This window comes from Pseudidiomarina planktonica (assembly GCF_900177775.1).
Lineage (GTDB): Bacteria > Pseudomonadota > Gammaproteobacteria > Enterobacterales > Alteromonadaceae > Pseudidiomarina > Pseudidiomarina planktonica.
Genome location: NZ_FXWH01000001.1, coordinates 838,324 through 859,098, shown reverse-complemented (window position 1 = coordinate 859,098; position 20,775 = coordinate 838,324). Strand labels below are relative to the sequence as shown.

Annotated in this window: 19 protein-coding genes; 8 read left to right on the top strand and 11 right to left on the bottom strand. The window is 49.9% G+C overall.

The genetic code is table 11. From position 1 onward, the window contains the following. Positions 1-52: 52 nt before the first annotated feature. Positions 53-451, top strand: a complete 399-nt coding sequence (locus CCE91_RS04020) for an acyl-CoA thioesterase (RefSeq protein ID WP_086433961.1) — start codon at positions 53-55, stop codon at positions 449-451. 54 nt (positions 452-505) lie between these two features. Here the strand turns inward: CCE91_RS04020 and CCE91_RS04015 are convergent, their stop codons facing one another. The 3 genes from CCE91_RS04015 to cysS form a co-directional block, all read right to left on the bottom strand. After that, on the bottom strand, positions 506-1,393 hold the full coding sequence (locus tag CCE91_RS04015; RefSeq protein ID WP_086433960.1) for an MBL fold metallo-hydrolase: 888 nt from the start codon (positions 1,391-1,393) through the stop codon (positions 506-508). A gap of 145 nt (positions 1,394-1,538) precedes the next feature. Then, positions 1,539-3,080: a M17 family metallopeptidase gene (locus tag CCE91_RS04010; RefSeq protein WP_086433959.1), complete on the bottom strand. Its 1,542-nt coding sequence runs from the start codon at positions 3,078-3,080 to the stop codon at positions 1,539-1,541. Between the two features lie 27 nt (positions 3,081-3,107). Then, complete coding sequence (gene cysS / locus CCE91_RS04005) at positions 3,108-4,502, bottom strand: cysteine--tRNA ligase (RefSeq protein ID WP_086433958.1); 1,395 nt, start codon at positions 4,500-4,502, stop codon at positions 3,108-3,110. Positions 4,503-4,711: 209 nt separating this feature from the next. Between cysS and CCE91_RS04000 the strand changes: the two genes are divergently transcribed. The 5 genes from CCE91_RS04000 (at position 4,712) to CCE91_RS03980 (ending at position 8,930) form a co-directional block, all read left to right on the top strand. Beyond that, entirely contained in the window at positions 4,712-5,215 is a 504-nt protein-coding gene (locus tag CCE91_RS04000; protein ID WP_086433957.1) for a peptidylprolyl isomerase, read from the top strand. Between the two features lie 4 nt (positions 5,216-5,219). Further along, complete coding sequence (locus CCE91_RS03995) at positions 5,220-5,960, top strand: UDP-2,3-diacylglucosamine diphosphatase (protein ID WP_086433956.1); 741 nt, start codon at positions 5,220-5,222, stop codon at positions 5,958-5,960. A 7-nt stretch (positions 5,961-5,967) separates the two neighbouring features. Beyond that, positions 5,968-6,744, top strand: a complete 777-nt coding sequence (gene miaE, locus CCE91_RS03990; RefSeq protein ID WP_086433955.1) for a tRNA isopentenyl-2-thiomethyl-A-37 hydroxylase MiaE — start codon at positions 5,968-5,970, stop codon at positions 6,742-6,744. Positions 6,745-6,903: 159 nt separating this feature from the next. Next, the gene (locus tag CCE91_RS03985; protein WP_086433954.1) at positions 6,904-7,506 is read left to right on the top strand and encodes a Yip1 family protein; all 603 of its coding nucleotides are present in this window, start codon (positions 6,904-6,906) and stop codon (positions 7,504-7,506) included. A 158-nt stretch (positions 7,507-7,664) separates the two neighbouring features. After that, the gene (locus CCE91_RS03980; RefSeq protein WP_086433953.1) at positions 7,665-8,930 is read left to right on the top strand and encodes a dicarboxylate/amino acid:cation symporter; all 1,266 of its coding nucleotides are present in this window, start codon (positions 7,665-7,667) and stop codon (positions 8,928-8,930) included. 44 nt (positions 8,931-8,974) lie between these two features. On the opposite strand, the gene sohB is transcribed toward CCE91_RS03980, so the two are convergent. After that, entirely contained in the window at positions 8,975-9,985 is a 1,011-nt protein-coding gene (sohB, locus tag CCE91_RS03975; RefSeq protein WP_086433952.1) for a protease SohB, read from the bottom strand. 82 nt (positions 9,986-10,067) lie between these two features. Beyond that, the gene (locus tag CCE91_RS03970; protein ID WP_086433951.1) at positions 10,068-12,491 is read right to left on the bottom strand and encodes a VolA/Pla-1 family phospholipase; all 2,424 of its coding nucleotides are present in this window, start codon (positions 12,489-12,491) and stop codon (positions 10,068-10,070) included. Positions 12,492-12,803: 312 nt separating this feature from the next. Between CCE91_RS03970 and CCE91_RS03965 the strand changes: the two genes are divergently transcribed. Beyond that, positions 12,804-13,544, top strand: coding sequence for a YciK family oxidoreductase (locus CCE91_RS03965; RefSeq protein ID WP_086433950.1), 741 nt, complete (start codon positions 12,804-12,806; stop codon positions 13,542-13,544). A gap of 4 nt (positions 13,545-13,548) precedes the next feature. Here CCE91_RS03965 and CCE91_RS03960 read toward each other — a convergent pair whose 3' ends face one another. The 3 genes from CCE91_RS03960 to CCE91_RS03950 form a co-directional block, all read right to left on the bottom strand. After that, positions 13,549-14,247 (bottom strand): PepSY domain-containing protein, encoded by a 699-nt coding sequence (locus tag CCE91_RS03960; protein WP_086433949.1) that lies wholly within the window; start codon positions 14,245-14,247, stop codon positions 13,549-13,551. Next, entirely contained in the window at positions 14,247-14,990 is a 744-nt protein-coding gene (locus tag CCE91_RS03955) for a PepSY domain-containing protein (RefSeq protein ID WP_086433948.1), read from the bottom strand. The genes CCE91_RS03960 and CCE91_RS03955 overlap by 1 nt, the downstream gene beginning before the upstream one ends. 69 nt (positions 14,991-15,059) lie before the next feature. Beyond that, positions 15,060-16,244, bottom strand: a complete 1,185-nt coding sequence (locus tag CCE91_RS03950; protein ID WP_086433947.1) for an acyl-CoA dehydrogenase — start codon at positions 16,242-16,244, stop codon at positions 15,060-15,062. 173 nt (positions 16,245-16,417) lie between these two features. Here CCE91_RS03950 and CCE91_RS03945 point away from each other — a divergent pair, with 173 nt between their 5' ends. Continuing rightward, positions 16,418-17,365, top strand: a complete 948-nt coding sequence (locus CCE91_RS03945; protein ID WP_126797166.1) for a WD40/YVTN/BNR-like repeat-containing protein — start codon at positions 16,418-16,420, stop codon at positions 17,363-17,365. On the opposite strand, the gene CCE91_RS03940 is transcribed toward CCE91_RS03945, so the two are convergent. Genes CCE91_RS03940 through CCE91_RS03930 form a run of 3 tightly spaced genes read right to left on the bottom strand, consistent with a single transcriptional unit; the run spans position 17,362 to position 20,769 of the window. Continuing rightward, positions 17,362-19,461 (bottom strand): aminotransferase class V-fold PLP-dependent enzyme, encoded by a 2,100-nt coding sequence (locus CCE91_RS03940; protein ID WP_086433945.1) that lies wholly within the window; start codon positions 19,459-19,461, stop codon positions 17,362-17,364. The genes CCE91_RS03945 and CCE91_RS03940 overlap by 4 nt on opposite strands. An 18-nt stretch (positions 19,462-19,479) precedes the next feature. Next, positions 19,480-19,692: a (Na+)-NQR maturation NqrM gene (nqrM, locus tag CCE91_RS03935; RefSeq protein WP_086433944.1), complete on the bottom strand. Its 213-nt coding sequence runs from the start codon at positions 19,690-19,692 to the stop codon at positions 19,480-19,482. Positions 19,693-19,737: 45 nt separating this feature from the next. Further along, entirely contained in the window at positions 19,738-20,769 is a 1,032-nt protein-coding gene (locus CCE91_RS03930) for an FAD:protein FMN transferase (protein ID WP_234996256.1), read from the bottom strand. Between the last annotated feature and the right edge of the window lie 6 nt (positions 20,770-20,775).

Sequence of the window (20,775 nt, the reverse complement as noted above, 5' to 3'; positions counted from 1 at the left end):
TTTCCGACACTTAGGTTATACTGACTGCATTCTCATTGACTGGAGTTTTGCTATGCGGTTTTTGTCACGTCGGTTAGTTATGCCGAACGATCTGAATTTTGCCGGCTCACTGTTTGGCGGAAGAATTCTGGAATGGATTGACGAAGAAGCTTATATTTTCGCCGCCTGCCAGCTCGATTCTAAAAGTCTGGTAACCAAACACATTGGCGCTATTAGCTTTGAAACATCAGCTTTTCAAGGTGACGTAGTTGAGTTTGGACTAGGCGTGAAAAAAGTCGGTCGCACTTCGCTTACCGTTACTTGCGTGGTGCGTAATAAGCACACCAAACAAAATATCTGTGTTGCTGACGACATTGTGTTTGTGCATATTGAGCCAGATTCACGTCAGCCAAGACCGCACAATAAAACCCGTGAGCAATTGGATAGCCTGAAACTAGAAGCGCCGGAATAATCCGGCGCCGATAGTTAAATCTAATTGAGTAACTGCTTCGCGCAAGCGTTGCAGTTACATTCCTGCAGTTGCGTCATGATCGCGATAAAGCGTTTCAATCCAGCGCTTTTCGGTAATAAAGTTCCACGACCAATCCTGCCACTTATCGCTTAAGCCTTGTTCAATCACCTCAGCTTCACTCAATCCCTTGGCTTTGGCCGCCACAACTTCGGCGCGGGTTGCTTTAATCATATCCACCAGACGTTGCCAATCTGATTTGTCAGACAGCGAACCGTGCCCTGGAATAATTTGAGTGTCATCGTCAATTTTGCTGATTACTGCGCTCACGTTATTGATATAACCATCAACGGTGCCGCCGGCGTTCAAGTCAATAAACGGAAACCGATCAACAAAGAACAAGTCACCGGCGTGAATCACATTCGCGCCTGGAAACCAGGTAATAATATCGCCATCAGTGTGACCATCCGGATAGTATTCAAGCTGCAAAGCGCCCTGCTCAGTTTGAATCGCCAATTGCTGAGAAAAGGTGATTTGCGGCAATCCGGCACGATCAAAATCTTCATTCGCTTGTAGGCGGTCATACACATTTTGCTGCGCTATCACGCTCACGCCTGCGGCCGCAAAGGCAGCATTACCGTCGGTATGATCACGGTGAAAGTGCGAGTTAATTAAGGTTTTAATCGGCTTGTCTGACAACTTGGCAATAGCTGCCGTAATTTTGTCTTTCAGCGGCGCATACTGAGCGTCAACCATAATGGCACCGTCAGCTGCGGTGAATACACCAATGTTGCCACCTGCACCGGTCAGCATATAGACATTGTCGGCCAGCTTCGTGGCCTCAATAGATACATTATCGTAGTTGTTCTGAGCAACCACAGGCGGTGCCATTAATAAGACACTGCTAACTATGATTGCGAAGGCCGCAGCCGTTCCTCGTACCATGGATGTTCTCCGGTTGGTTGTCACAAATAAAAAAAAGAGATGTGCTAGGTTATAGCCCATCTCTTGGTTTTTGGATGCATAACGCACCATATTTATTTTCTTACCGCGCTCTGGCTTATTCTCGCCCTGGCTGCGAAACCACCCGTTACTTATGCAAATAAGTGGCCGAGAAACACAACACTGGTGCCGCCGTCGGTTTGCCGTGCTGCCAGTCGCCGCCTTCCACACCACTACCGGCAATATCAACATGCACATAAGGCAATGGCTTGGCTGAATCCGAGCCATGATCTTGTAAGCCACCGGCGATGGTTAAGAATGCCATCGGGAACTGATGCCCACGCTTAGTGGTGGCCGACGAACCATTATTACTGGAAAGTACGTCATCGGCCGAGGTCCGCGAACGGATAATGTCGTAATCCTCACGGCGCGACCAGGAGATTTCGCTCATATCACCGAACTGCTCACCCACTTCGAACAAGCGTTCCGCTACCTTGGTTAACTTTGCCGGACCATTAGGAACCAGCGCAGAATAAGGTCCTTTCGCTAAAGCAGCGTGCCCGGTGAGCGTAGCGACGCTGTAAAACACCGGATTCGGATAATCATGCTGCTCCTGTCGGGTACGCAAATGCGACAGTAAGTCAGCCAGTACCAGGCGACCTTCAGCATCGGTATTACCAATACGGACTCGCTTACCACTGTGACTAACAATAATGTCGTCTGCCACAAAAGCTTCGGCACCAATACTATTACGCACGGCACCAATTTCAGCCACCACATTCAGGTGTTGAGGCTTCATTTCAGCAACACTTTTCACGAACCCTGCTACCGCTGCCGCACCACCTTTGTCGCGACTCATACCCGCCATGTGACCGCCTACCTTCAAATCCGCACCACCGGTATCGTAGACAATACCTTTACCGGCCATAAACAGCGTTTGTTCGGCGTGATCACCATAGTATTCCAACCGAATGACACAAGGACGGTGCCGCTCAACCTGTACCGAGGCGCGGCCAACTGCGTATAGCAGCGGGTACTCGTGCTCCAGTTGTTGGGTATCATCAATAACAGTTACTTTTACATCGGTATTGGCAAACGCCTGTTTGCAGTATTCGGCAAATTTTTTCGGGGCCATGCGTTCAGGTTCAGTACCCGCTAAATCACGCGCCACCCGACGCCCAGCTTCGGTTGCCTGCAACCATTTGGCGCTAACGTCAGTGGCGACCAAACCAACCTCTTTAATCGGCTCGAGTACATCTTCACCACGGGCTTCACGGCCCTCTAATGGCTCATGTAGCGCCTGACAAAATCCAAAAAAGCAGGCACTGGCTGCTTGGGTATAGCGCACATCGTCAGGAATACCGAACGGAATTAGTACCGGCTTTAACGCGCCAGCGTCACGCGCAATGGCAGCTGCGGCATGCGCGGCATCGGTAAAGCTGCGCACATCATCGAAGTCACGTAACAGCGGCCCGGTAGGCGCAAAAATCAATCGCCCACCAGCTACATCGGTGGTTAGCAATAGCGGCTGCTTACCAACGCGCTTGTCCACCTGACCAGCACGCTCAATAGCACCACTGAAAGGCTCCGGAATTTCCGCATTTGCATCGCCGATCAAGATAACGGCATCAAAATCGCCTGCTAAAGCGGCGTTCATTGACTCTATAATCGTAACTTGTGGTGTTGCCATAATAGGAAAATATCCTTCTTCAATAAGTTAAATTCGGCGCCAGCGAGTGCCCTGCGGGCCATCTTCAAGCTCAATCCCCATGGCAGTGAGCTCGTCCCGGGCAACGTCTGCCGCCGCCCAGTCTTTATTCTTACGCGCCTGATTACGACGTTCGATCAGCGCTTCAATAGCTGCAGTATCAACGTCAGTCGAATCTTGTTGCCCGCCACTTTGTTGTAAAAACTGCTCAGCGGGTTGTTGTAAGATGCCTAAAATCTCACCCAGTTGCACCAGTAGCCCGGCGAGCTGTTGGGCTACAAGTGGCGAGTCTGCTTTACAGCGATTCAGCTCACGCGCAATATCAAACAGTACCGGCAAGGTCTCAGGTACGTTGAAGTCATCGTCCATAGCCGCTTTAAAACGCGCGCGGAAAGGCTCAGCCAGTGCTTCGTCAGGCGTTGCTGAATCAACATCACGCAGTGCGGTATATAAACGTTCCAGGCCGGCGCGAGCCTGATCCAGGTTATCTGCCGAGTAATTCAACTGCGACCGATAATGGCTGGACAATAAGAAGTAGCGCACGGTTTCGGCATCGTACTGTTTGAGCACTTCGCGAATCGTAAAAAAGTTACCCAACGACTTGGACATTTTCACTTCATCAACCTGCACCATACCGCTGTGCATCCACACATTCACATAATCGGTTTGGTTGGCACAGCAGCTTTGCGCTACTTCATTTTCGTGGTGCGGGAACATTAAGTCAGAACCACCACCGTGAATATCAAAATGCGCACCCAGGTGACGTTTATTCATGGCCGAGCACTCAATGTGCCAACCCGGACGACCAGCACCCCAGGGTGATTCCCAGCTAGGCTCATCTGCTTTCGCCCGCTTCCACAACACAAAGTCCAGCGGATCTTCTTTACCCGCGGCAACATCAACCCGGGCGCCGGCCTGCAACTGCTCCAGATTTTGCTTACTCAAGCGTCCATAGGCTTTAAACGCCGACACATCGAACAACACGTCACCGGAATCAGCCACATAAGCAGCTTTTTGCGCCAGCAAGTCGTCAATCATTTGAATAATGTCGTCCATGTGCGCGGTTACGGTTGGCTCAATGTCAGGCCGGGTTAAATTCAGCGCATCAAAATCTTCATGCATAGCGGCTGTGTAACGCTCGGTAACCGCCCCAATAGATTCATTATTTTCCGCCGCCCGACGAATAATTTTATCGTCCACATCGGTAATGTTACGCACATAAGTCACGTCATAACCACTGGCGCGCAAGTAACGCACAACCACATCAAAGGACACGTAGGTACGCGCGTGACCAATGTGGCAGTAGTCATAAATAGTGACCCCGCACACGTACAAACCCACTTTATTCGGGGTAATAGGTTTAAACTCTTCTTTCTGCCGTGTCAGGGTATTGTAAATAAGCATTAACGGTGTGGCTCCCACTCATCTAAGCATAGCTGGTTCGAACTCGTTGTTAGCCGCTTATGATACCCAAATTCCATCACAGCGGCTACGTCCGTGCGTATTATGAAGGGCAGTAAAACCACAGAAAGGCTTCTGAGAGCGGCGCGCTAATGGTAAACTGCACGCATTCACCGATTTGATTCACTAAATTCAAACAACAGGATAAAACCATGCAAGTTACTCTTCACACTAATCACGGCGATATCACCATTAAATTATTCGCTGATAAAGCGCCAAAAACCGTTGCCAACTTCGTTCAATATGCAACCGACGGCTTTTACGACAACACCTTATTCCACCGCGTGATCAGCAACTTTATGGTACAAGGCGGTGGCATGACCGCAGGGTTAGAGCCAAAACCAACCCGTGATCCTATTGAAAACGAAGCCGACAACGGTTTGGTAAACAAAACCGGTACTGTGGCGATGGCGCGTACCAACGATCCACACTCGGCCACTGCCCAGTTCTTTGTGAACGTTGCCGACAACGATTTTCTGAACTTCCGTGCCGCCAACGCACAAGGCTATGGCTATTGCGTATTTGGTGAAGTGGTAGAAGGCATGGATGTGGTTGAGAAAATTCGTGATGTGAAAACCACGTCGAACTTCCCGCACCAGGACGTTCCGGTGGAAGACGTTGTGATTGAAAGCACCACGGTTAATAAAGACGCCTAAGCCAATGCCAGTGCGCTTTATTTCAGATTTGCATTTAAGTCCGGCACGGCCTGATATTACCAGGCTGTTTCTGGACTTTTTGCAATCCGATGGCCGGGCCAGTAGCGCGCTGTATATACTCGGTGATCTGTTTGATGCCTGGCTGGGTGACGACGACAATAGCGACTTCGCCACCAGCGTACGTAAGGGTTTAAAAGAGCTCACCGACTTGGGTGTGCCGGTTTATTTTATGGCCGGCAACCGCGACTTTTTAATTGCTGACCGCTTTGCCGACGAAACTGGTGTGGTACTGCTGGAAGAAGGTCATATAGCGCGGTTATATGAACGCCGCGCATTGTTACTGCATGGCGATAGTCTGTGCACCGACGACCACAGTTATCAGCGTTTTCGCCGTATTATCCGTGCCCCTGTTACCCGCGCTATTTTAACGCGACTGCCGTTGCGCTGGCGTATGGGAATTGCCAACAAGCTGCGTGCTGGCAGCAAGACCCAGCAGCCACTAACTGAAGCTAGCGCCCGTATTATGGACGTGAATCAAAGCGCCGTTGAAACAGCCTTAATAGATGCCAATGTCGACTTAGTGATTCATGGCCATACGCACCGACCAGCCATTCATCAGTTACAACTGCCAAACGGCGTTGCTGCACAACGTGTCGTGTTAGGTGACTGGTACGAACAAGGTAGTATTTTAGAAGTTCGCCGCGAATCGCTTGAGCTTATTAACCAGCCGTTGCCGAGTTTATAACCAACCTATGATTTCCAGCCGTACCGAAATAGACACCCTGACTCAACCTATTCAACGTTTTCTGGGCTGCCCGACACCGCCGCAATGGATTGAAGCGGCATGTCGTAGCGAGAACCTTCCGGTACTATTGGTTGACCATCTGATTTGTGAATTAAAAGCGGCGCAATCAGCGGTTTATATTTTACGTCGTTACGTCACCGACACTGAGTCGAGCAATAAACTGCTGGAATTGTTGAAACCCTACGAAGATTTCATTTATCGCAAGTTAGATAACAGTGAATTTCTGACTACCCAAAGCTTTTCGAAAAGCGATTTACTATTAGCACCAGCGACATCGGAACAGCAACAAATCATGATGGATAAAATGGTGCTGCTGATTAAAGAAGAACTTCATCATTTTCGCCAGGTGCTGGAGTTAATGGCACACTATCAGGTTCCGTACGAGAATATATCAGCTAGTCGCTATGCCAATGGCTTATTAAAGTATGTGCGTACCTCGGAGCCGGCCAAGCAAATTGATAAGCTTATTTGCGGCGCCTTTATTGAAGCGCGCAGTTGTGAGCGTTTTGCCGCGTTGGTGCCTCACGTTGACACGCGGTTAGCAAAATTCTACACCTCGTTGCTGCGTTCAGAAGCACGCCACTTTGAAGACTACCTGCTACTTGCCGAAGCGGTTGCCGGTGCCGACATATCAGCACGGGTTGCGTTGTTTCGCGCCACCGAGGCCGAACTCATTCAAAGCACCGACCACGAATTCCGGTTTCATAGCGGCCCAGTCACTTAACCGCGAACTATTACGGCCCTAATCAACCAGAACTTGATCCCAATCAAGCTTTACCGAAGCACCTGAATTACTAAAGCAAAGTGCTTGACTCCGTCGAAAAAAACACCAATATAGGTGCTATAACAATAATAAAACAACGATGTCGGAAGAGGTGTTGCTATGATTTTAAATCACATTTGGGGACTTTACGCCCATCCGCTGGAAGAATGGAAAACTATTGACCAGCGCCATGAAAGCTTTCGTTTTGCCCTCACTCATATTTTATTAATTGCCTTACTGCCCTGCGCTGCAGCCTACTATGCTTCAGCAGAACTGGGCTGGAGCATTGGCGCCCGCGACCCGATTTACCTGACGCAAGATAGTGCCGTAATGATGGCGGTGGCCATGTATCTGGGAATGATAGTGGCAGTATTTGCACTTGCCTATTTAATTCACTGGATGGCGAAAACTTTCGGCGCAACACCTACCTATACACAATCGCTTGAGTTAGCGGCCTACACCGCAACCCCTGCTATTATGTCTGGTGTTGCAGCGCTTTATCCGGAACTCTGGTTCGTTACCATGGCCTTCCTGGCTGGCGTGGCGTACTCGGTTTATCTACTTTACACCGGCGTGCCTATTTTAATGCACATCCCGGAAGAGCGCGGTTTTATATATGCCAGCTCAGTAGTTACCGCCGGCTTAATTATGATGGTGGTGTTAATGGTGGTATCGGCCATGCTCTGGACCAACGGTCTGGGCCCGTCTTATACCTACAGATAACCCACAGGTAGAAAAAATTCGTTCGAAAAAGGTAGCTCCGGCTACCTTTTTTTATGCCCGCAGTGTGCATTCACTGGCGCTTAGCGCTATGGCAACGACAGATTCTCTGGTAGGCTAGGCGAGTTTATTTCTATAACAACAATAGATTCAGGGTTCCTATGAGCACTTCAAAAAAACTTAGCCTGACCAATAGAATCGTCATTGGTATGGTTGCCGGGATCATTCTTGGCACCTTCCTCAAACTGGCCTTTCCTGAGAACGCAATTGTCGATGACTATTTAACCAATGGTTTATTCTATGCCGTTGGCCAAATATTCATCAAATCATTACAAATGCTGGTAGTACCGCTGGTATTTGTTTCATTAGTTGTTGGTACTTGCTCGTTGAGCGACCCCAGTAAGTTAGGCCGGTTAGGCGGAAAATCGGTCGGTTTATATATGATCACCACAGCTATTGCTATTACTACAGCCATTGTACTGGCTATGGTGGTGCAACCAGGCATAGGTATCGAGCTGACCGCTGAAACCTCTTTTGAGAGTGCCGAAGCCCCCTCGTTTGCGCAAGTGGTTGTTGATTTATTCCCGAGCAACCCGGTTGAAGCCATGGCTGAAGGCAACATGCTTCAGATCATTGTGTTCGCACTGCTGTTCGGTATTTCAATGGCGCTGGCAGGTAAAGGCGGCGACCGCCTCAAAGGCTTCTTCGATGACTTAAACGACGTAATTATGCGTCTGGTTATGATTCTGATGAGCCTGGCACCTTATGGTGTGTTTGCCTTAATGGCTAAGCTATTCGCCGAAATTGGCTTTGGCACCATTACCAGCCTGTTGAAGTACTTCTTGTTAGTACTATTCGTGTTACTACTGCACGCGTTGGTTACTTATCCGGTCATTCTGAAAACGCTGACCCGACTAAACCCAATCATGTTCATGCGCAAAATGCGCGATGCACAAATTTTTGGCTTTAGCACAGCCAGCAGTAATGCCACCATTCCGGTAACCCTGGAAGCTGTGACTAACCGCTTAGGTGTGCACAAAAGTGTTGGCTCTTTCACCGTGCCGCTTGGCGCCACCATTAACATGGACGGCACCGCTATTATGCAAGGTGTGGCCACGGTATTTATCGCCCAGGTTTATGGTGTTGATTTGTCCATGGGTGACTATTTAATGGTAGTGCTTACCGCCACGCTTGCCTCTATCGGCACTGCAGGTGTACCAGGTGTTGGGCTTATCATGCTGGCTATGGTGCTAAATCAGGTAGGCTTGCCGGTAGAAGGTATTGGCTTAATTATCGGTGTAGACAGATTATTGGACATGACCCGAACTTCGGTGAATGTAACCGGTGATGCCATGGTTAGTTGTATTGTGGCGAAAAGTGAAAATGAATTTGACGACGAGGTGTTTAACGACCCCGACGCCAAATAACACGTTATCAGCCACTAGCAAGTCAAATGTAGCGTTAGGCATGGTTACCCATGCTTAACGGCTACAAACTCCTTCAGGCTTCTTAGCATAGCCGTAGTATGGCGCCCAAGCCGTTCACCTAAACCTTTCTTGGTCTGATATTCAACTTTATAAATACGATACTCATCTACCCGCTTCAATAACCAGGCATCACTGGTAATTACTTCGTCAACGAGCTTCAGTTCAATAGCTTCCTGGCCCGTCCAGATTTCACCGGTGGCAACCTTATCAATATCCACTTCCGGACGGTGCTCTTTTACAAAGCTCTTAAACTGCTTATGAATATTCTCTAAATCATCTTTAAATTTCTGCCGCCCTTGCTCAGTGTTTTCACCAAACAGCGTCAGCGTTCGCTTGTATTCACCCGCGGTAAGTTGCTCAAAATCCACATCATGCTTTTTCAGCCAGCGGTGGAAGTTAGGTAACTGGGCAATCACACCAATAGAACCCACTATAGCGAAAGGCGCCGCATGAATTTCATGCGCAATACAGGCCATCATATAACCGCCGCTAGCCGCAACTTTGTCGACACTCACATGCACGCGTAAGCCGTGATCGCGTAAGCGTTGAAGCTGCGCGGCACCAAGTCCATAGCCATGCACCACACCGCCACCACTTTCCAGCCGCACGAACACCGCATCGTCGCTAGTGGCAACAGCTAAAACAGCGTTTACTTCGCGCGTTAGGCTGGCTACTTCATGCGCATCCATGCTGCCATGAAAATCAATCACGAACAGCCGCTGCTCAGGCTTGTCGGAACCGCCTTTTGCTTGAGCTTTGCGCTCTTTCTGAAGCTTTTTGAATGATTTCTTGCGCTCTTTTTTGTCCAGCAATTGCAACCGAATTTTGTCGGTCGTATCGCGTAAATCATTCGACAAGTTGCGAATATGCAACTCACCCTTTTCGTCCTTCTTGCGTTGCGCAGCATTGGCAATAACGCCAATGATAATAATTAAAGCAGCAACTAAAATAACTGCCTTTACTAAAAAGCCGCCAACGTCACTAATAAATTCCATAGGTACTCCAGTATCCAGTTAAACAGAGGATATAAAAAAGGCCAGCAATGGCTGGCCTTTCATTCTACGTTAAAAGCTGTGTTTATTCTTGAACCACAGTCTCATTCGTTACTGGTAACACAGTTGAATCGGTAGCGAACCAGGTAAATACCTGAGTTTGCATTTCCGTCGTTGCTTCAATTGAAGCCGCAGGGCTTACAATCGAACCGTGGTCACCAGCGGTGAAGCGAACGGCACCAGAAACTGGCGAACCGTCTTCACTAATCACGGTTTCAGAAACACCAGGCAGTTCCATTAAGCGGATTAGAGGTTCAGTACCTGCTAATGGTTTACCTGCTACTGCATTTGGAATGACTTGGTCAGGCAGTACTTCAGCGCCGTCACCAACTACTTCAATCAAGTGCACAGGGCTTTCTGAGGCGCGTACCACACTGGCGTAGTTAACCGGGTCACCCGAATCCACTACGGTTTGCGCGGCAAAGGCAAACTGCTCAAACAGACCATTTACGGTAGCCAGTTCAGTCGCACTTAGGCCTTCAATGAATTGGCCGTATACCTGAATCAGTAATCCGGCAAACTCATCAGAACCAGGCTCAATACCATTCGCTTCAGCAGCGGCATTTACTGCCGCTGCGAAGTCAGGCTCTGCTGCATACAACAGCTGGCTTTTCACTACTGGCTCGAACGAAGGTGAAGCCAACAGGAAGTTTGCAATGCTGCCACCAGGCATAGCCAGAGTACTAGCATTGGTTGCAAACAAACCATTTGCAGCGGCCAGCGGGCCTTCCATTGGAGTGTTAGTTACGCCAGTGAAAGCAGTACCAGCAATGGCACCCAAAGAATGGCCAACAAACTGCACGTCAGTACCATCAATTGGTGCATTGGAGAAGTTCAAACCAACGCGCAACGCTAGCAAGTCAGCAATTGACTGGCGTAAGTTGTCACGTGTGGTCAGCAAGCTACCCAGGTTCATGTATGCAGTAACATTACCATCAGCCGAGTCAGAAGCGTTGATAGCACCGAAACCGCGATCACCGTGTAACGGATGGTCGATAGCTACAGTTGCGAAACCAGCAACTGACAGCGCACCGGCAATACCAAACGCGTTCGTTTTGTCACCAGTAATACCGTGATAGAAAATAACTACCGGCCAACCATCGGCTGGTTCGCTGATATTAGGCTGACCTTGTGCAGTACGGATTGCATTCACCGTGGCTACGTCAGGAATAGTAATAACTGCCGGAACCGTTTGGTTTGCTGCGTTACCGTTTTGCTCAGCATCCGGAATTGGATTGTACTTAGTCAAATGACGTTCGTTATCAATGTTCGGGAAGTCATAACAAGCATTCGGTGGTAACAACAACGCAGGATTCTCAAGCGCAGCAGGGTCGATACCTGCTTCAGCCGGGTCAATCGCACCAGCACCGATAGCACCTAAAATAGACGCCGGGCTGTCACACGCTGCACGCCAACGACCGGTTAACGGCGCTGTTGGGTTTTCAGCGGTTGGCATAGGCAAGTAGTAAGGTAAGTCAATTTGACCGCCCCACAAACGTGCTGATGAAGCGGCAAGGTAAGCTGGGTTGCTTGGATCCGCTTCTAATGCACCAGCGCCTACTAAGGCGTCAGCTACCGTAATACCCTGGTCAGCAGCCATCAGTACTGGTGGTGCACCTGCACTTGCAGATTGCGCCAGGCCAGCTTTAATAGCACCGAACACGTCAGTTACTGACTGAGTGGTGAAGCTGGACGCGTAAGTTACCGTGTCGGTGTCAACACCGAACTCAGCTAAGGCCGCTTCATGGCTGTTAATCAAGCTTTGTAAACCAACCGCAGAGGCATCACCTGAAACCGGATCTGTGCTCGCTGGACGCTTCATTAGTGCGTAAGTTTGCGAAGGTTTCACATCGCGGCCCATTGAATCCTGAATATTGGTGGTTAATACCGCCAGATAACCAGTTTTCGCTTGCAGTGGGCGTAATGGAATAACAGCCACGCCGTTCGGGCCATTCGCAACCACAGTAAAGTCTTCACCATGCACCAGCTCTGCAGCGACCGCACAAGTAGCAGCCGGACTAGCGGTTGCACAAGCTTCAGGGGTACCTGCTGTACCGCCCATTACCGTTTGGAACAAGCGCACCGAACCGGCAGCTTCCAGGCTGCTTGGCTCAATAGTTACCAGCTCGCCGTTTTCATCTTCCGGCAAGGTAAAGGAGAAAGTTAAAGTGGAATGGGTACCCCAGCCATCTAAGCCATTAATAGCTACCTGCGGGTCGCCTGAATCAGACGGGTCCGCCACCGGAATATTTAAAGTTCCGTCAACGCTGCCACTTAGCAGAATGTTTGATGGCACTGGCACTTCGCCATTACTCGGGTCGAATACAACTCGCGTAGCATTCACAAAGTTTTCTTGTTGCAGTTCTGTTTCTGGCGCTTCATCGCCACTACCACAACCGACCAGACCTAGCGTCGCGCCTATTGCAGTTACTAGCAGAAGTTTTTTCATGAGGCTTCCCCAATCCTTGTTCGTGTTTTTATATGCGCGGAAAACCGCTGTAATTTGAACTAACAGTTTTGACCGCTTTTGTTCGCTTGTCCACTACTCTCTCATAACTGGTACGACAAGACGAACGAAATTAACAAAATTTTATACACCTGTCTGTAACAAGTTAAAAGGGTTTTTATATATTTTCCGTTAAGAATTATTATTCCAAAAGCTGAGAAATGACTATTTTTTCCGTAAACTAGGGGTAATCAACCACATCTACAATCCGAATTTGCTAAATTTGCATTGTGTTCAACCTAACAGCGAGACCTTATGCACATTCCAGAAATAAGCAGCAACGCATTACAAGACAAAGTTATTCTGGTAACCGGTGCGGGCGACGGCATTGGTCGTGAAGCCGCACTGCACTATGCCCGTCATGGCGCCAGTGTGATTCTACTTGGCCGTACCGTTAAAAAACTCGAAGCCGTGTACGATGAAATTCAAGCCGCTGGCGGCCCTGAGCCTGCCATAGTGCCACTGGATATGAAAGGTGCTACCAAAGCTCACTACCAGGGCATGTGTGCCACTATCATGGATCAGTTTGGGCGGTTGGACGGATTGCTGAATAATGCTGGTATTTTGGGTGTGTTGTCGCCCTTTGCTCACATTGACCACGACAGCTGGAACGATGTGATGCAAATAAACGTGACTGCGCAATTTATGCTGACGCAGGCTTTGCTACCGGCATTACAGGCAGCACCGAAAGCCTCTGTGGTATTTACCTCATCCGGAGTTGGCCGCAAAGGTCGCGCGTTCTGGGGGCCCTACTCGGTCAGTAAGTTTGCGACTGAAGGTTTGGCTCAGGTAATGGCCGATGAGTACGAAGGCAGCTCATTGCGGGTAAATGTGATTAACCCAGGCGCTACCCGCACCACCATGCGTTCGCGCGCCTATCCGGCTGAAGACGTGAACAAACTAGCGACACCGGCCGACTTAATGCCGCTTTATCTTTATTTAATGAGCGACGATAGTGCTGAGCTAAATGGCGAATCACTGGATGCGCAGGGCTAAGCTATTATGCTCTGCGGGACTTGCGGGTGCGCCACATGCGCCCGCTACGAACTTCCCGCACTAACAAGATAAAGCCAGACAACGCAAACCAGAACGCCAGTAAAGCGGCAGCCGTCATTAATAAATTATTGAAGTCGCGCTCACCAGTGTAATCCATAAAGTGCAACCGAAACATCCAGTCGCTTAACCACCAACTGCTATTACGGTGAGCCAATAACTCGCCCGAGGTAGCATCAACATAAGCTCGGGTTTCTAATTCATCAGCAAACTGCACCCGATAAACCGCACTCTGCTGACCAATCAACTCTTCTGGCGCAGGCAAATAGTCCACCCCAACAACTGCTGCTGACCCGGTGTACGAAGCTTCGGCAACGGCACGAGCTTGCTCTATCGAGGTTTGCCAAGGTTCGCCATTCGCTTGTAAATAGAGGTCGCCGTCCGGCTGTTGCAACACCCACTGAGGTTGCCCGGCAACCTCGCGCGCACTAACCCTGAGTAAATCAGCATGGTTTTTTAGCTGCGCCTGGCTCAGCGGTTGCAGTGGCTGGCTGATAGCACTTGTCGATACCGGCTGGAAGTAGTCATGGGCGGCTAAACTTTGATGCCCTTGCCAGCTAAAATAAAAGCCACTCACGCACCAGATAATTACCTGCAGCACTAACACTAAACTGGTCCATCGGTGTAACCAACGCAAGAACCGCATCAGGCACCCCCACTGAAACTACTGACACGCTTGTCAGCAGCCTTTCGAATTTTTTTGAAGGTAGGAATAAGCAACACGAAGCCGGTGACTATCAGCAGCATATTGCCAAAAATGAATGCCTGTAGCCACGGCGTGGTGATATCGCTGCGGGTGTCGTAATCCATAATGTGCAGCATCCACATGACGTCGAATAAACGCCAGTAGTCGTGCCTTTGGGTGAGCACAGCACCAGTGGTGGCACTCAAATACAAGGTGGTGCCCAGTGCATCAGCAAAATCTGCACGCCACACGGGTGCTTGCAACATACTCACTTCATCGGGAACTGCTGTGGTTAGTAGCGTTACATTATTCAGCTTACCGGTTCCGGTATAAGACATGTCCGCCAAATCGCGAATGTCCTGCTCGGTCAGCACCATCTGCGATAGCGTGTCCAGATTAACCAAATAGCTCTGATTGGGCTCGCGCACTTCGGCAACATAGCGCCAGCTGTTGCCAATGTGGCGATTTAACAGGCTAACTTCTTGTGCCGACGGGTAGGTTTGCTGAACCTGAGCTAAAGCAGCCAGTGGCGGCTCAACCCCCAGTGGCTGGTCAGTATTTTGAGTTAAGGCGGTGCCGTGAATAAAGGGCAACTGCACCCACACCATATAACTACCAGTTAAACTCCAAATCAGCAGTTGCAAGCCAAACACTAGTGATAACCAGTGGTGCCAGCGGCGAAATTTACTGTAGCGAATCATCATATAACAACTGTATTAGGCTCGATAGAAAATCATCCTAACCGAGCCTCTTTCCAAACACAATGCGACAAATCAGAAGAACGCTTGTAAACCAGTTTGAGCGCGCCCAAGAATTAAGGCGTGAATATCGTGCGTGCCTTCGTAGGTATTCACGGTTTCCAGGTTAATTGCGTGTCTGAGCACATGATACTCACCTGCAATACCGTTCCCACCGTGCATGTCCCGGGCAGTACGGGCAATGTCCAGCGCCTTGCCGCAGTTATTGCGCTTCACCAGCGAAATCATACTAGGGTCGAAACTGCCGTTGTCAATCAACCGCCCCACTCGCAGGCTCGCTTGTAAGCCAAGCGCTATCTCCGTTTGCATGTCGGCCAGTTTCTTCTGCACCAACTGCATTTGCGCCAGCGGTTTATTAAACTGCTTACGATCCAGCGTATACTGCCGCGCCGCGTGCCAGCAAAACTCAGCAGCACCCATGACTCCCCAAGAAATACCGTAGCGGGCCATGTTCAGGCACGCGAACGGTCCAGCCAGCCCCCGCACATCAGCAAAAGTATTTGCTTCAGGCACAAATACCTTATCTAACACAATTTCGCCGGTAATAGAGGCGCGTAAACTCAGTTTGTTCGCAATAGTGGGCGTGCTTAGGCCGGGCATGTCACGCTCCACCACAAAGCCGCGTATGTCACCCGAGCTGGTGTCCTTTGCCCATACCACCAGCACATCGGCAATAGGTGAATTGGTAATCCACATTTTACTACCCGTTAACTGATAACCACCTTCCACGGGCTTTGCCACTGTGCGCATGGCCGCCGGGTCTGAACCCGCATCAGGCTCAGTCAAACCAAAGCAACCCACCAGTTCGCCAGACGCCAAGCGCGGTAGTAAGCGCTCACGTAACTCCTCAGAACCGAACTTAAAAATGGGGTACATCACCAACGAGGACTGCACGCTCATAGCTGAACGATAGCCACTATCAACCCGTTCAACTTCACGCGCAATAAGGCCATAGGCCACATAACTCACGCCGGGGCAGTCGTAGCCTTCAATGGTTGCACCAAGCAAACCGGTGGCGCCCATTTTACGTAAAATGTCGCGGTCAAACTGGCCAGTTTCATTAGCCTGTGCAATACCGGGTTGCAGCTCGCGCTGGCAAAATTCACGGGCCGACTGCTGAATCATTCGCTCTTCATCAGTTAGTTGGTCCTGCAAATGCAGAATGTCGTCCCAGTTTGCATAGAGTCCACTTTTGCTCATGTTTATTCCTCGTCGCTATACCTTGTACAATCCATGATACACTAACTTTTATGTACTCTGGTGAGGGAAACAATAAGGTGATAGCGACTCTGTTTTTTCGGTGTGTAGCCGTTGTAAAATTTAGCTTTTATCTATTCCTGGTGAGTTCAACCGGCATTTATAGCAGCCAGCTTTTGGCTGCCGAATTAAGTGTTAAAGCAACTCAAAGCGAAGTGAGCTGGATTAGCATTAGCGCACCCAGCCGCGACACCATCTGGCTAGCTGGTAGCCAGGGTACTATTGGCCGCAGTACTGATGGCGGTGAAACCTGGAGTTTTTCTAAGCCGGGCAGCAACGAACTTGAATTTCGTGACATTGAAGCGCTGGACGATCAACGCGCCTTTGCTTTAAGTGTTGGTGAGGGTGGTAATTCGCGCGTGTATTACACCAGTAATGCAGGCCGCAGCTGGCAGTTACGTTATCGCGCCGATAGCAACTTGTTTATGAATTGTCTGGCGGTGGCACCCTCTGGTGAAGCTCTGGCCTTTGCCGACAGCTACAACGAACGCTGGCAGCTCATTCGCAGTGCCGATGGCCGCAATTGGTTGAACATTAGTAACGTGGTAGACAGCGGCCCCTTAAGTGGCGAAGGTGGCTTCTCGGCAAGTGGCAACTGCATTCAGTATAAAAACGATGTCTGGGCCATCGGCACCGGTAATGCGGTAACGGCGCGGGTGCTGATAAAACCTAAGTTTGGGATCCGTTTCAAAGTGATGAACACGCCAATGCTGGCCGGCCCTATGCGCGGCATTACGGCTATCTGGCCGCGCGCTGAAAACGATTTCTTCATTGCCGGGGGCGACTTAAGTGAGGCCCAGAGTCAGCCTCAAGTAATGCATTTCAATGCGGGTGAGTTTACCACTTTACCAACGCCGCCGTTGCAGGGGGCTATTTACAGTCTCAGTTTGAACGGCGAGCAACTGCTGGTGAGCAATCCTTCCGGTGCAGCCATTGGCTCGCTAACCGGAGAAAACTGGCAGAAGCTGACCTCAGAGAACGTTTGGGCTACCCAATGTACCGAACACCAACGCTGCTATTTAGCCGGTAAAAATGGGTATTTTGCTAGCTTTGAGCTGCCCTAGGCCAGCTCTTCCTGCAACAATGCCAAACCACCAGTTAAATGCCTTACTTTGGTAAAACCATGACGAACCAGCGCTTGTGCTACCGCCGCGCTGCGATGGCCTGACCGACACACGCATATAACAGTGCGGTCTTTGAGTTTGGCTCGTTTGTCGACAATAAACTGCGCCGCTCTGGTTAGAGGTACATTGAGTACCTCGGCAGCCACCGGCAAAGGTTGCATCAAATGTTCCTGCTGTTCGCGCACGTCAATAACTAAGGTTTCCGGCTGCTGTAATACGGAACGCTCGTCGTCTAAACCTAAATCAAGATCACCACGCTGAGCGCACTCACCAATAACTTCGCACCAGCGCAGTGCGAGCGCATAGTGCGCATCTATTGGTGGGCACACCACACTTTCTGATAACGTCAATTGGCTTAATTGCGACTGCGCCGCTACGGCCGTGTTGGTATTGCCAAAGGTAAACTCAATATGGTTCGGAGCATTTTGTGCAGACAGCACATAAGCCGGATTATCCTGCCCAATACGATACAATGTGCGCTCACCAATTTTTACCTGACTTAACCCTTCAGCTTCAGGTGCCGACTGTGGCCAACCATACTGATCACGAGCTTCGTCACAGCCACTCGCGCACAGCAATTGTGCCAACATGGGTCCGGTGCCCTCCTGATCCTGCGGTTGCGAAGTCACTATCGCCTGCACCCGGTAACCGCGGCATTGCACTAGATTCTCAAGTCGTTCAGCCAAGGGGGCCAGTGGGTCAATAATAATCAGTTGGCGGGCTGCCTTATCAATAATTAAATAGCAGCATTGATCGTCATAACGCCACTGCACTATGCCATTTAAGTCGGTGTCGCTATCGCTGTTCACATCGGTAGGCAGCAGGCACGACTGCTGCAACGCTTGCGCTGCCCTGCGAATACGCGAGCAAGCCGCAGCAATATCAGCCGCACTGGTGGCCGGCCCAAACGACAAACGAATTGCCGACTGACTGCGCCAAAAATCTAATCCCATAGCGTCCAGCACATAGCTGCCAGTGACTTTCGAGCTACAGGCCGAGCCTGAACTCACCCGAATATTAGCCGCATCAAACACATCCATGATGTCGCGCGACGACACGCCCTTCACTGAAAAGTTAAGGGTGGTGGCAACAGATACATCAAAGTCATTATTAAATACCAGCGTAGGAAACGCAGCTTGCAAAGCTTCCGCCAACTGCTCCCGGTAGCCGGCTAACTGGGCGTGTGAACTAAACCGCGGGCTATCTGCCAGTAGCATTTCAAACAAGGCGTGCAGTGCTGCAATACCAGGTAAATTTTCGGTGCCCGAACGTAGCCCTGACTCTTGCCCACCACCAATCATGAGCGGTGTAAAAGGGGCGCCTTTACGCACGTACATAAAGCCGATGCCTTTGGGTGCATATAGCTTATGCCCGCTGAAGGCTGCATAATCAATACTTAAGTTAGCGAGCTGCATATCCAGTTTGCCCAGCGCCTGCACACCGTCAACCAGCCAGGGTATGGTTGGGTTAACTGAGCGAATTGACTGCTCCAACGCTACTAAATCTTGCTGCACACCAGTTTCGTTATTCACAGCCATAGTACAAATCATGGCCGCGTCGGCTACATGCGCCTGAATGAAATCCTGATCCAGTAGTCCTTTGCTGTCGACCGGAATAGCCTTCAACTCAGCACCAAGACGTAGCACCTTATTCCAGTGCTCTAATGCCTGCGGTACCGCTTTATGCTCAGTGGCTCCATACAGCAACCAGCGCGGGTTCTTAGGTTGATTCTCCGGCGGGCAACAAATAGCACGATGCAAACTGGAAAGAACCGCCGTTTGGATTCCCTCAGTGGCACCACTGGTAAATAATACGTCACCATCTTGTACACCGATAACCTGACGCGCCAAGCGGCGGGTGGAATCTAAAATGTAGCGGGCTTTTAAACCGGTGATGTGACTACTGCTGGGGTTGCCGAAAATATCGCCCATAACATGGGTTACGGCCTGAGCTATCTCGGGAAGAACTGGGGTTGTGGCATTACAATCAAGGTAAAGCTCTGCGGCAACCGGGCGAATTTGAACCAACTTGACCATGCAGAGCTCCTAGTAAACTTAGTGAATACGATTTTCCTGCCAACTTTTTTCTTTGGCCATGCGTGCTTTTTTGTCATCACAGGGTTCATCGCAGTCACAGGCTTTTTCCATGCCCATAGAAGCGATACCACCACAGCTGCCAGAAATGGTCTTGCGTTGTAGCAGGTAACCTACTGACATTGCCAGCACCACCAGCAAGAATACAACAAAGACTAATAAAAATGTTTCCATAAAACCTCCTGCTACTACTTAGGACACGCTGATCAAAGTTTGGTTTCAGTCCACCGCAATTTCATCGAACGCAGGAGTAGTATACTCTTTAAATGCATCATCTTCACGCGTCACCAACATCACCGCCAGATTTTTCCGCGTGGCAAAGGCCAATGCTTCTTCAGTTCCCATCACTAACAATGCGGTAGCATAGGCATCGGCGTCCATGCAGGTTTCCGCCAGCACCGTTGCCGAAACCAGTTGATGTTGAATAGGCTTACCGGTGCGAGGGTCGATAATATGCGAGTAACGTACACCCTCTTCCTGATAAAAGTTGCGATAGTCGCCTGAGGTCGCCACCGCCATATTTTTAGGCTCTATAATACGCTGTACGGCACGCTCACTGGATACCGGCTTCTCAATAGCCACACGCCAGGGTTGGTCGCCTGCTTTGGAGCCTTTCACTCGCATTTCGCCGCCAATTTCGACCAGATAGTTATGTATTTCTAACTGCTCCAGCACCCGCGCCACTCTATCTACCGCATATCCTTTCGCTATGGTAGACAAATCAACGTACAGCTCAGGATGGGATTTGGTCAGTTGGTGGTTACTAACACTCAGGTGTTTATAACCAACCTGATCCTGCAAGTCTGCAATAGCTTCTGCCGAAGGCACCTGCTCCGGCTTCGCCTGCGGACCAAAGCCCCACAAGTTCACCAAAGGTCCCACGGTAACATCCAGCACACCACCGGTTTCTTCAGCAATCTCCAGCGCCCTTTTCACCACTTCTTCCAGGCTCCTAGACACTACAAAAGGCGTAATTTGACGTGACGCGTTAAAGCGCGATAACTCTGAGTTCGGATCGTAGGTCGACATTTGCGAATTGATTTGCGCGAGCAATCCGTCAATGTGCGCCTGTATTTCCTCAGGCACATGCTCAGGGTCACCACTGATAAAACTCACATGGTAAGTCGTACCCATGGTTTTACCGGATAAATTTGTTTGTTCCGGCGCTTGGCTACAGGAAACGAAAAAGGCCAGCCCAATAAGGGCCAGCCATAGTTTCAGTATTGCGCTTGATTGGATGAACTTAGGCACTGCCTT